The following is a 12,025-nucleotide window of genomic DNA, read 5'->3' as shown; positions in this document are numbered from 1 at the left end:
ATCTTCATAAAAACAGCAGTAATTTTTATGAAGATTTTTTAATGCTTTATTCACTATTTACTCTTTATTCAAAAACTCATAATACAAAGCTTTCGACAAAAAAGAGCTTTCTTGATTTTTTAGAATTTCCTTTTCCCTAATCATTTCATTGTATTGACCATCTAATTTGTTTTCTTGAATAAATTTTCTACGCATTTCATCATTAAAATTTAAGCCTGATAAAAATACAGGTTCAACACCTTTATTAACTTCAATATTATAATAAGTAATTATAGCGCCCCAATTAACAAAACTGGTTAATAAAACTATCCCATAAAAACCCCACATCATTTGATTGAAAAGAAAAGCATTTGTTTTTTGCTTTGCAATTTTCAGGTACGAAACAATCAATCCTATTATTGCTAAAATCAAGAAAGCAAACACACCTAATCTCTTGTAGGTCAATCCATAAAATGAAATGTACTCAGTGTTTTTGATTATGGTACAAAGTATTAAAATTCCATTTAAAACAATCCAAATCTTGGCTAGTTTTTTAAGGTAAATCGCTTTTTCATCAAAGTTAAAGCCAGCTTTGAAGTAAAACAAGATTACACCAACTGCCATGATAATTGATAAAATTACAGCATTTACTCGTTCATGTGTGTCCGAACTTAAATTTGATTTTTTAACCACTTCAAAAAACTGCTCATAGTTATAAGTTACAATGAAAACCAATAGCAATGCATTCAAAAGAAAGAACGTAATCTCTCCACTTCTTCTCTCGAAATCAATATCCAAAAACGAAAATGAGTTTTTATTTTGAATCTTGTCGACGTCATCAAAATCATTATCTAATAAACTATTCTTTTCGTAGCAAATCTCTGGTATCCAATAATTCCAAAAAGTGAATGAAATAAAAAATCCCAAAGCAGAAATTACAATTGCTTGCCAAACATCTATGTCTAAATAATACCCGGTAAACAGAGACAAAAAATGATCACTTGCAAATGAGTAAACTACTAAAAACAATCCAAGAAATAGAAGTGGAATAACAAAGTAAGCAATCAGCTTTTTTATAAGACCATTATTGATTCTACGCTTAGGAAGGTATTGACTGAACATGAATATACGGCCTAAAGAAGTAATTCCATTGAACAAAACCAAAGGAAAAGCTTGTAACAATTTCAGTTTAGGTTCTTGAGTTTTGAATTGTAAAAAGATAATTGATAAAGACACGGCACAAAACGACGAAAAATCGCCATACCAAGCAAACGCAAAACAAGACAAAACCGATGCAACCGCTAACAGCAAATGCATCCTACTGGTAAACTTCTCTTGGAAAAAATAGCATATTAATCCGATTTGTACAATCCCAAATATAGCCCAATTAAGCCCCAAATCTTCGTTGTAAAAAAGCAGTGTAAAAACCAAGGTGCTTGCTAAAATAAAATGTAGTTTTTTCATAATTATAAAATTAAAAGTACTTTGCATTTCAAAGTATAAAGTTAAAAAAAAGGTTTATTTAGATTTGAATAATTTTTCAAGACTATTTAAGTGGGAAACAAAAGCAGCTCTCCCCATATTGGTCACTCGATACGAGGTTTTTGGTTTTTTACCCACAAATTCTTTCTTGATTTCGATATAGCCTGATTTCTCTAAAGAAGAAGAGTGACTTGCTAAGTTTCCATCAGTAGTATTTAATAATGCCTTCATCTCTGTAAAATCAATCCAATCGTTTACCATCAATACAGACATTAATCCTAATCGGATTCGACTTTCGAAATCTTTATTTAATTTATCGATAATACCCATGATTATCTGTATTTTTTAAACATAATTGTTCCGTAAACTATATGTAGAATTCCAAAACCAAGGCTCCAAAAAATCAATCCATATCCTAGAAAAAATAAAGATACACACCCAAGAAATAATTGAAAATATCCTAAATATTGAATATCTGAATACGTATACTTACCCGCATTTACCAATGCTAATCCGTAAAAAAGTAAAGTAGCTGGTGCTAAAAAAGCGAAAAGACCATGATATATTAAAGCTAGACAAAAGACGCCTCCGACTGCTAAAGGAATTGTTAATTGCAAAAGCATCACTTTTGTGGTAGAAGTCCAGATTGGTAGATTATTTTTTCTACTCTTTTTAAAAGTGAATAGAAATCCAGAAAGAAGAGCAAGAACTAAAATTACAATCCCCGCTGCAATTAGTTTGTAAATCAAATCAGCATTGTACACCTTTTCCAGTCCATCAAAATAAGACATCCCATTTGACTCAAACAAAAAAGCTGCATAACCCGCACCAAGTAGCGCAAAGATTCCTGCAAAAATACCTGACAATCCGCTAAGGGAAATAAACCTTGAAGAACGTTCCATCATGGAACGAATGTGAACTAAATCTTCTTGAATATTTTGACTCATAATAAAAGTACTTTGAGTTACAAAGTTATTATTTTTAATGTATAATCCAAGAAAAGGAAGAAGAAAAAATATTTTTTTTAAAATAATGTTTCTTAAAACCATCTTTTCTTTTTGAACAAAAATACTCCAAAGCATGAAAGCACAATAGATACTGCAATTACAATCCAGATGCCATAGCGATTGTTCTCTAAATTGTTGGGAACATTCATACCGTATAAACTGGCAATCAAGGTGGGAATCATCAAAATAATCGAAATTGAAGTCATTTGCTTCATAATCGTATTCATATTATTTGATATCACAGAGGCGTATGCATCCATTGTACCCGTTAAGATGTCACTATATATATTGGTGGTTTCTTGGGCTTGGCGCAATTCTATTTCCACATCTTCTAGTAATTCTAAATCAAAATGCTCTTTTTGGGATTTAATATTTTTGATGCGATGCAGTAAAATATCATTGCCTTTCAAGGAAGTCATAAAGAAAACCAAACATTTTTCTATTTGGAGTAAAGCCTGTAATTCTTCGTTTTTGATTGATTTTTCTAGATTATCCTCGGCTAATTTTATCTTTAGATTGACTTGTTTCAAGTATTTTAAAAACCAAACACTCGAGGATAACAATAGCTTGAGCACCAAATCAAAGTTGTCCTTAATATCGATTTTTTTACGTTGGGTGTAAATCACAAAGTCAGAAAGCATTTCTGTTTTATGAAAACTAATGGTGATACAAACTTCACCTTTAAAAACAACACCAACAGGAATCGTGTGAAAAGGTAATTTTACATCATTACTTTTCGCGGGAATTCGCATGATAATCAGCGTCCAACCATTTTCAATTTCTATCCTTGGTCTTTCATCAATATCTTCAATGTCATTATAAAATGCTTCGGGAATTTGTAATTCTTTAATTAAGTATTTTTTTTCTGCTTCGGTAGGGCATTCAATATTGATCCAGCAGTTTGGAGTCCAATTAGTAGTGGCACTTAATCCGTTATTGTTTTTGTAAAAAGCTCTCATTTCAAAATTCTATAGGTTTATGTATAGCCTCTTGAAAATAGTTCAAGTGCTACATTAGTTTAACATTTCCGAATAATAATCGTCCATTACCATTTATTTTTTAGTGTTGCAAAAGTATTCTTTAAATTTAGATTATAGCGTTTTGCTAGTTTTATTTTGAGGTCATTTTAAGACAAAAAAAAGCCCCAAAAATAAATTTGAGGCTTTCTATCTAGAAATATTTATTTATTTCTCTTCATTTCCCTTGCCAAGAGTGTATTTTTTAACAGCATTGCAATGGTCATTGGTCCCACTCCACCAGGAACTGGGGTAATAAAAGATGCTTTTTTGCTTACCTGATCAAAATCGACATCACCGGTGATTACGTATCCTTTCTCGTGGTTTTCGTCAGGAACGCGAGTAATACCCACATCAATAACAACTGCTCCATCCTTCACCATATCCGCTTTTAAATAATTGGGAACACCCAAGGCTGTGATAATAATATCAGCCTGAATGGTAATTTCTTCTATATTTTTGGTGTAACTATGCGTAAGTGTCACTGTTGAATTACCGGGAAAACCTTTGCGTCCCATCAAAATACTCATTGGTCTGCCTACAATATGACTACGCCCAATAACTACTGTATGTTTTCCTTTTGTTTCAACCCCGTAGCGATCTAGCAATTCTAGAATACCAAATGGAGTGGCAGGAATAAAAGTAGTCATGTCCAGCGCCATTTTCCCAAAGTTCTCCGGATGAAAACCATCTACATCTTTACTTGGATCTACTGCCATTAAAACTTTTTGCTCGTCAATTTGTTTAGGAAGTGGCAATTGCACAATGAACCCGTCAATTTGCTCGTCTTCGTTTAATTCTTTGATCTTTTTAAGCAATTCAATTTCTGTGGTGGTGTTGGGCATTTTAATCAAAGTAGACTCAAATCCTACACGCTCGCAGGCTTTTACCTTGCTACCCACATAAGTTAAACTTGCGCCATCATTCCCTACGATTAGGGCTGCCAAGTGAGGAACTTTCTCACCATTGGCTTTCATTTTTTGTACTTCAACAGCAATTTCGCTTTTGATGTCTTCTGCTGTTTTTTTTCCGTCTAGTAGTTGCATTGTTGTTTTGTTTAATATAGTAAAGACAAAAGTCTTAAAATCATTGCGACTTTAAGACTCTCTTTTTAAATTCTTTATTTCATTCCTGGCATTCCCGGCATTCCGCCTTTCATTCCGCCCATCATTTTCATTAGGTTTTTTCCGCCTGGACCTTGCATCATTTTCATCATTTTGCTCATTTGGTCGAACTGTTTCATCAGCTGATTTACTTGCTCAATTTTGGTTCCTGAACCTTTTGCAATTCTTGCCTTTCTTTTTACATCAATCACAGCTGGTTTACTTCTTTCAATTGGAGTCATCGAGTAAATAATAGCTTCAATGTGTTTGAAAGCATCGTCTTCAATTTCAACATCTTTCATCGCTTTTGAAGCACCTGGTATCATTCCTACCAAGTCTTTCATGTTACCCATTTTCTTTACTTGCTGAATTTGAGAAAGGAAATCATCAAAACCAAATTCATTTTTAGCAATTTTCTTTTGGATTTTTCTTGCCTCTTCTTCATCAAATTGCTCCTGAGCTCTCTCTACAAGGGAAACAACGTCACCCATTCCTAAGATTCGCTCCGCCATACGTACAGGATAGAAAACATCAATAGCTTCCATTTTCTCTCCAGTACCTACAAACTTAATAGGCTTATTTACAACTGTTTTAATAGACAAAGCAGCTCCACCACGAGTATCTCCATCTAATTTTGTTAAGATAACACCATCAAAATTCAATCTGTCGTTGAAGGCTTTTGCTGTATTTACCGCATCTTGACCTGTCATAGCATCTACAACAAACAAGGTTTCTTGTGGTTGAATCGCTTTATGAACGCGTTCAATCTCGTTCATCATTTCTTCATCCACAGCCAAACGACCAGCGGTATCCACAATGACAACATTAAACCCATTTGCTTTAGCATGTTTGATTGCGTTTTGAGCAATTTCAACTGGATTTTTATTTTCTGGTTCTGAATATACCTCAACACCAATAGAATCTCCAACAACATATAATTGCTGGATCGCTGCAGGACGGTAAATATCACAGGCAACTAAAAGAGGTTTTTTGTTTTTCTTAGTCAAAAGATAATTGGCTAATTTTCCAGAGAAAGTAGTTTTTCCAGAACCCTGTAATCCAGACATTAAAATAACAGATGGATTACCCGATAAATTAATTCCGGCTACATCGCCACCCATTAATTCAGTCAATTCATCTTTGACTAACTTAACTAATAATTGCCCTGGCTGAAGCGTTGTTAATACATCCTGACCAATTGCTTTTTCTTTAACTTTGGTAGTAAAATCTTTGGCAATTTTAAAGTTAACATCGGCGTCAAGTAAAGCACGTCGAACTTCTTTTAAAGTATCTGCTACGTTTACTTCGGTTATTTTTCCGTGACCTTTTAATATATGGAAGGCTTTATCTAGTTTTTCGCTTAAATTATCGAACATAATTCTTTTTCTCTTTAATTAAGGTGTAAAATTAATGATTTGGTATTGAAGTTGAAAAGGTATTAGTAATAAAAAAAGGAATGTTTTTAAAATTATCTGAATAAAACAAAAAGAGGCTGAAATAAACAGCCTCTTTAATTCAAAAAAAAAATAAAAAAATCAACTAAAATGAATTCAAGGTAAACAGTTTTACCTCTAGAAAGAGGTTGAACTGTTGTTTTGATAAACGAATTTAAAAGTAAAAAATCGAGATATAGAAGTGCCATCAGGAGATGTGGGTGCATCTTTATAATAACTTAAAATTTCGAATTTAGCATATTTACCATCATGTGTTTTTACTACGTATACTTTACCTGCTTTGGCAGAAATAATATGCGATGTAGCATTATAATCATACCATGAATTAATACCCGAGGTAGGAAAGGAATAGGTTTTATCACCATCTTGAACAAATGTATTTGCAGCTGGAATAGCTGTAATACTGCTTAATGACCCCGTTACAATACTTACAGCTGCAACACCTTTTCTAGATGGCTCTTCGTTAAGACCAATCAATGAGCCTCCGTTAACAATTATTTTTGTCCCTCTAAAAGCAATATCCCAAACATCATTTGTAACAACTGCATTTTGAGAAAAACTAAATTTGGTGAACGGCCCTCCTTCTGGTTGTCCTTGACCACCTGTTTGTGGAGCTGGTAAATTTGAAACTGTTTTTGTCTCAAGTACTACTACTTTTTGTGGAGCATCATCCTTATCACATGAAATAAAGGTTGCAAAGATTGCCACAACTGCGATCGTAAAAAAAGAGGTTGAAAATTTGTTTTTCATAATAAAAATATTAAAAGTGTTAAAAATTAAATTGTAATCTTGTAAAAAATAAACGTCCCGAAAGTGTGCTAATTTCTTGTGGATTTGTAAAATCAAAAAGATTGTTGACACCTGCTTGTAGCGTAAACTTTTGTAGCATTTTTTTTGAAGCGGAAATATTGATCGTTGTAAAAGCATTTACAAAATCATCGTATTTATCTAAAAGTTGATTGTTATTAGAATCCCATAAACCATACTTACTTTTATAAAAAACATGTAAATTGAAATCGGTTTTTAACTTTGGCACAGCATAATAAAACTTTAAATTTGCCGTGTTTTTCGAACGATTGAATAACCCAAAATAATCAGCTTTTTTAATTTGGAAAGATTCTAATGTTACGGGATCTCGGGCGTAAACTGTGCCTTTTTCAACAGCTTTGATAACAGACTCGTCTTTAGCAATTAAGTATTGGTAACCAAAAGAAACATTAAATTGCTTAGAATACGTATAAGTAGAATTGAATTCTAGACCATAAGTAAAAATTTGGTCAACATTAAAGTAACTGAATACGTTTTGTCCATTGTTTTTTTGTGCGGCAACTCTTGTATCGATGAGATTTGATATCGAATTGTAAAAAAAATTGGTCTCCACTTTTAGTTTTTCCTTTTGATAAAAGCTCCCCAAATTTAGATTTACGGAACTTTCTGGCTCTAATGGATTTTCAAAACTAATTCCAGGTATTCTGTTCAGCAGCTGTCCCTGCTTTTCTAAAACATTCAGTTGTGATTCTGCTACATTATATCCCAGCACAGTATATCCTACTGAGGAATTTGTAAAATCAAAATACAATTGTCGAAAATCAGGCGCTTTAAAACCATAACCTACAGATGTTTTGAAAGATAAACTAGGATTGACTTTGTAATTCATAGCAAATTTAGGGCTCCATTGAGAGGCAAACTGGCTATTATTGTCATACCGAATTCCGAACAAAAAATTGACTTTCTCCGAGGGATTAAAATCCAATTGTGAAAAAACATATTGAGATTGAACGGCCACTTTTGTAGCAAAATAAGTTCTATCTAAGGATTCATGATTGAAACCCGCACCTGCTATTATTTTATTTTTTTTCCAATTAAACAAGGCTCTAATTTCTGGACGATACAACAATTGATTGTAATAATTTTGTTCAAAAAGTATATTTTCAGGACTATTCAAGAAAGAATTATTTTTGTAATTTGTGGCATACAATTCGTAGTCTACTTGTACATTATTCCCCCATTTTTGTTCTAATTTTGAATGTAAATCCCATTCTAAAATTGTTGCATTACCAGCATAATTAATAGCATTTATGATCGTTTTATATTCTTGCAATTGATTGTAAAAACGTGTCCCAAAGGTAAATTTGACATTTTTTGAAAAATCCCAAAATACTCTGGGTTGTATGGTGGTGTTTTGATAAGGCTCTACTGTTTTTAATTCCGTTTTTGGGTCTAAATCATAGCCATTTGAGGAAAAATAATTGGTAAAAAGTGTTGCCGAAATTTTTTCTTTTTTCCAATTCAAATTCAGATTTACATCATTAGTATTCCAACTAGCGTATCTAAAGGATCCATTTCCCGAAGCATTATTATGTGTTGGCTTTTTAGTAATAATGTTAATTACACCCGCTAAAGCTTCAGAGCCATATAAAGACGAAGAAGCTCCTTTTACAATTTCTATTCGATCAATATTTCCCACACTTATTCGGGACAAATCAAATGTTCCTGCGCTCCTTCCTACAAGAGGAACCCCATCCATTAAAATTAAAATATATGCTGCATCAAGACCTTGCATTTGTAATCCTTCGACTCCTCCAAAATCTGATGTCAAATGAAGTCCAGTTTGTTGTGCTAAAATTTCATCTAATCGTGTTACGCCAGCCTTTTCTATAGTAGCCGCAGATATAATATGTGTAGGAAGTGGCAAAGTAGCAATCAATCTTTTTGTTCGTGTTGCTGTTACAACAACTTCCTCTAAATGTTCCTGTTTTAAAGAATCAATTGACTGTTGACCTTGAGAGTAACACGCTAATGAAAGTAAAGGAAAGCCTATTTTTAATATTCTATTTAGAAGCATTCTTAATAATTTTCAGCAAATGTAGATATTATTTTTATTTATTCTAAATAAATATAGTATTTTTGTCGAAATTATTTATTCCTTAAAAATTATTTATATGAGATCAAAAGTTTTCATTACCTCCATTGCATTAACTACAAGCTTATTAAGCAACAGTCAAACAGATGCTAGACAAAATGACATCGCAGCCATCAAGTCTATGTGCGGTTGCTATGAAGTTCAATTCAACTTTGCTGAAACTTTTAGTTATCCCAAAGATTCATTAACCTATAAACCTTCTGAAACAAAACATGAAAAAGCTTTAGAATGGGTTCAGCTTATTGAAGACTCATCTAATAAAATAAGCATGCAACATTTATTAATAGTAGGTCCAAATGAAAATGACATTGTAAAACACTGGAGACAAGACTGGTTATTTGAAAACACAGATTTTCTTAACTTTCAAAAAGATTTAACTTGGAAACACAGCGCAGCACCTGTAAAAAATGTAAAAGGACAATGGACACAAAAAGTATATCAGGTAGACGACAGTCCTAGGTACGAAGGCTCATCCAGTTGGGTTCATGTTGATGGAAGTCACTATTGGAAAAATACCACAGACGCACCTTTACCTAGAAGAGAGCATACAAAAAGAGATGACTACAATGTATTAAAAAGAAGAAACATACATGAAATAACAGCAACGGGCTGGGTTCATGAACAAGATAACGACAAATTGATTCGGAATTTAAATCAAAAAGACATCTTATTGGCTCAAGAAAAAGGTTTTGATGTCTATACTAAAGTCCCGGATGCTAACTGTAAAGTGGCCCAAAACTGGTGGAAGAAAAACGAGGACATCTGGCTCAAAATTAGAAATAAATGGAATAGCGTTTATGCTTCAAAAAAAGACATCAATTTGCACAAAAAAGTAGAAAAAAAGTCTCTTTTTTCTCTTCTATTTGATCTAAAACCTACTGCAAGTCAAGCAGAAATTGATGCTATCATAGATTCCTTTGTAATTAAATCTTAAAAAAAAATATAATGCATCGTGTACATTACATTTAGGTTTGCAAAAACTATTTAAAAAATTAGCTTTCGCCCAAAAAAAATTCCGAATCTTAACTGATTCGGAATTTTTTTGATCTAAAGTTTTAAATTTACATTCTATCAGGAACATTAATTCCCAGTAACTTAAATGATGCCGCAATAACCTCGGCTACTTTTTTAGACAGTTGTACTCTGAATTTTTTCTTTTCTAAATCCTCTTCCCCTAAAATAGGCACTGCTTGGTAAAACGAATTGTACTCACGAACTAAATCATAAGTAAAATTTGCCAAAAGCGCCGGACTGTGATGCTGGGCTGCATTTTGAATTACTTCAGGAAAAAGCTCCAATTGTTTGACCAATTCTTTCTCTTTTTCATGTAAAATATCTATTTGTGCATTATTTGAGTAATCAAAATTTGCTTTGCGAATTATAGATTGAATACGTGCATAGGTATATTGTATGAACGGACCTGTGTTTCCAGCAAAATCAACAGACTCTTCTGGATTGAAAAGGATTCGTTTCTTAGGATCTACTTTCAAAATATAATATTTCAATGCTCCCAAACCGATGGTGCTGTATAAATTCGCTTTTTCTTCAGGTGAATACGCTTCTAATTTTCCTAAATCCTCTGCTATTTTTTGAGCCGTAGCGGTCATTTCTTGCATTAAATCATCGGCATCTACAACAGTTCCTTCACGAGATTTCATCTTTCCTGATGGTAAATCTACCATTCCGTATGACAAGTGGTATAAGTTTTTTGCCCAATCAAAACCTAATTTTTTCAGAATCAAGAACAACACTTTAAAATGGTAATCTTGCTCATTCCCTACAGTATATACCATTCCGCCAACATCTTGCATGTCTTTCACACGTTGAATTGCCGTACCAATATCCTGAGTCATATACACAGCCGTACCATCTGAACGCAACACAATTTTACGATCAAGACCTTCATCTGTTAAGTCAATCCAAACAGAACCGTCTGGATCTTTCTCGAAAATTCCTTTTTCTAACCCAATTTGGACTACATCTTTCCCTAGTAAATACGTATCACTTTCGTAATAATACTTGTCAAAATCAACTCCTAGATTCTTGTATGTAATGGCAAAACCATCGTAAACCCATTGGTTCATTTTAGCCCACAATGCTTTTACCTCAGCATCTCCAGCTTCCCATTTTTGGAGCATTTCTTGGGCTTCAAGAATAATCGGAGCTTGTTTTTTAGCTTCTTCTTCTGTTTTCCCTTCTTGCATTAGTTGATTAATTTCCTCTTTGTAGGCCTTATCAAATGCCACATAAAAGTTACCAACTAACTTATCTCCTTTTAAGCCTGAAGTTTCAGGAGTTTGATTGGCACCAAATTTTTGCCAAGCCAACATGGACTTACAAATATGAATACCTCTATCATTAATGATTTGAGTTTTATATACTTTTTTACCCGAAGCTTTGATGATTTCAGCTACTGAATATCCTAGCAAATTATTACGAACGTGTCCTAAATGCAAAGGTTTATTGGTATTTGGAGAGGAATACTCAACCATAACGGCTTTTTCATCTGCCGAAGGCGTCACAAAACCGTAGGTGGCATTGTCTTTTATTCCTGCAAATTGGTTTAGGTAATATTGATCGGCAATTACAATATTCAAGAAACCCGAAACTACATTGAAACGGCTTACTTCAGCTACGTTTTCTACTAAATAATTTCCAATTTTATTTCCTAATTCTACAGGATTACTCTTTACTAGTTTCAACAATGGAAAAATAACCATGGTAATATCTCCCTCAAACTCTTTACGAGTGGTTTGAAACTCCACCTTTTCAATGGTCACGTCAAACAAGGTTTTTATTGCGTTTTCTATTGCGGGTGTAAGAACTTGTGGTAAAGTCATTTTATATTTTTTTTGAGATAGCAAATATAGTCATAATCAAGGAAATTGAAAATGGGATACTCACATAATTTACAACTCACAATCAGACCTATACACTAAAAATACAAAACAAATCAAAATTACTTAGAAATTAATGTAACAATTATACTTCAAAACAGTCTATTATTAAGGTTACTGTGTTCCAAATATTAATTAAATGTTAAATAATACATAAAACAGTA

General features: G+C 33.0%; 10 protein-coding genes. 1 reads left to right on the top strand and 9 read right to left on the bottom strand.

The window, feature by feature from the left end; all coding sequences use genetic code 11:
- Window positions 1-57 precede the first annotated feature (57 nt).
- The 8 genes from LQ189_RS02930 to LQ189_RS02895 all read right to left on the bottom strand — a co-directional run bounded on the left by LQ189_RS02930 (window position 58) and on the right by LQ189_RS02895 (window position 8,886).
- A complete protein-coding gene (locus LQ189_RS02930) occupies window positions 58-1,443 on the bottom strand; it encodes a DUF4173 domain-containing protein (protein ID WP_230154189.1) in 1,386 nt (461 codons plus the stop codon).
- A gap of 54 nt (window positions 1,444-1,497) precedes the next feature.
- Entirely contained in the window at window positions 1,498-1,791 is a 294-nt protein-coding gene (locus tag LQ189_RS02925) for a transcriptional regulator (RefSeq protein WP_086453423.1), read from the bottom strand.
- A 2-nt stretch (window positions 1,792-1,793) separates the two neighbouring features.
- On the bottom strand, window positions 1,794-2,408 hold the full coding sequence (locus LQ189_RS02920; protein ID WP_230154187.1) for a hypothetical protein: 615 nt from the start codon (window positions 2,406-2,408) through the stop codon (window positions 1,794-1,796).
- Between the two features lie 92 nt (window positions 2,409-2,500).
- Entirely contained in the window at window positions 2,501-3,427 is a 927-nt protein-coding gene (locus tag LQ189_RS02915) for a magnesium transporter CorA family protein (protein ID WP_230154185.1), read from the bottom strand.
- A gap of 221 nt (window positions 3,428-3,648) precedes the next feature.
- Entirely contained in the window at window positions 3,649-4,530 is an 882-nt protein-coding gene (locus LQ189_RS02910) for a bifunctional 5,10-methylenetetrahydrofolate dehydrogenase/5,10-methenyltetrahydrofolate cyclohydrolase (RefSeq protein WP_144893186.1), read from the bottom strand.
- Window positions 4,531-4,604: 74 nt separating this feature from the next.
- A complete protein-coding gene (ffh, locus tag LQ189_RS02905; RefSeq protein ID WP_158727661.1) occupies window positions 4,605-5,963 on the bottom strand; it encodes a signal recognition particle protein in 1,359 nt (452 codons plus the stop codon).
- Between the two features lie 195 nt (window positions 5,964-6,158).
- Window positions 6,159-6,791 (bottom strand): HmuY family protein, encoded by a 633-nt coding sequence (locus LQ189_RS02900; RefSeq protein WP_230154184.1) that lies wholly within the window; start codon window positions 6,789-6,791, stop codon window positions 6,159-6,161.
- 19 nt (window positions 6,792-6,810) lie between these two features.
- Window positions 6,811-8,886: a TonB-dependent siderophore receptor gene (locus LQ189_RS02895; RefSeq protein ID WP_230154182.1), complete on the bottom strand. Its 2,076-nt coding sequence runs from the start codon at window positions 8,884-8,886 to the stop codon at window positions 6,811-6,813.
- Between the two features lie 97 nt (window positions 8,887-8,983).
- Between LQ189_RS02895 and LQ189_RS02890 the strand changes: the two genes are divergently transcribed.
- A complete protein-coding gene (locus LQ189_RS02890; RefSeq protein ID WP_230154180.1) occupies window positions 8,984-9,898 on the top strand; it encodes a DUF6607 family protein in 915 nt (304 codons plus the stop codon).
- Between the two features lie 127 nt (window positions 9,899-10,025).
- On the opposite strand, the gene argS is transcribed toward LQ189_RS02890, so the two are convergent.
- The gene (gene argS / locus LQ189_RS02885; protein ID WP_230154179.1) at window positions 10,026-11,804 is read right to left on the bottom strand and encodes an arginine--tRNA ligase; all 1,779 of its coding nucleotides are present in this window, start codon (window positions 11,802-11,804) and stop codon (window positions 10,026-10,028) included.
- Between the last annotated feature and the right edge of the window lie 221 nt (window positions 11,805-12,025).

Source organism: Flavobacterium sp. CECT 9288 (assembly GCF_918731615.1).
GTDB lineage: Bacteria > Bacteroidota > Bacteroidia > Flavobacteriales > Flavobacteriaceae > Flavobacterium.
Note: the sequence above shows the minus strand (reverse complement) of the source record. Positions and strands in the feature narration are given on the sequence as shown.

Bases quoted from the DNA above. Each gene is read 5' to 3' on its own strand.
- LQ189_RS02890 (WP_230154180.1), top strand. From the start codon at position 8,984: ATGAGATCAAAAGTTTTCATTACCTCCATTGCATTAACTACAAGCTTA.
- ffh (WP_158727661.1), bottom strand. From the start codon at position 5,963: ATGTTCGATAATTTAAGCGAAAAACTAGATAAAGCCTTCCATATATTA.
- LQ189_RS02925 (WP_086453423.1), bottom strand. From the start codon at position 1,791: ATGGGTATTATCGATAAATTAAATAAAGATTTCGAAAGTCGAATCCGA.
- LQ189_RS02895 (WP_230154182.1), bottom strand. From the start codon at position 8,886: ATGCTTCTAAATAGAATATTAAAAATAGGCTTTCCTTTACTTTCATTA.
- LQ189_RS02900 (WP_230154184.1), bottom strand. From the start codon at position 6,791: ATGAAAAACAAATTTTCAACCTCTTTTTTTACGATCGCAGTTGTGGCA.
- LQ189_RS02915 (WP_230154185.1), bottom strand. From the start codon at position 3,427: ATGAGAGCTTTTTACAAAAACAATAACGGATTAAGTGCCACTACTAAT.
- LQ189_RS02910 (WP_144893186.1), bottom strand. From the start codon at position 4,530: ATGCAACTACTAGACGGAAAAAAAACAGCAGAAGACATCAAAAGCGAA.
- LQ189_RS02920 (WP_230154187.1), bottom strand. From the start codon at position 2,408: ATGAGTCAAAATATTCAAGAAGATTTAGTTCACATTCGTTCCATGATG.
- LQ189_RS02930 (WP_230154189.1), bottom strand. From the start codon at position 1,443: ATGAAAAAACTACATTTTATTTTAGCAAGCACCTTGGTTTTTACACTG.
- argS (WP_230154179.1), bottom strand. From the start codon at position 11,804: ATGACTTTACCACAAGTTCTTACACCCGCAATAGAAAACGCAATAAAA.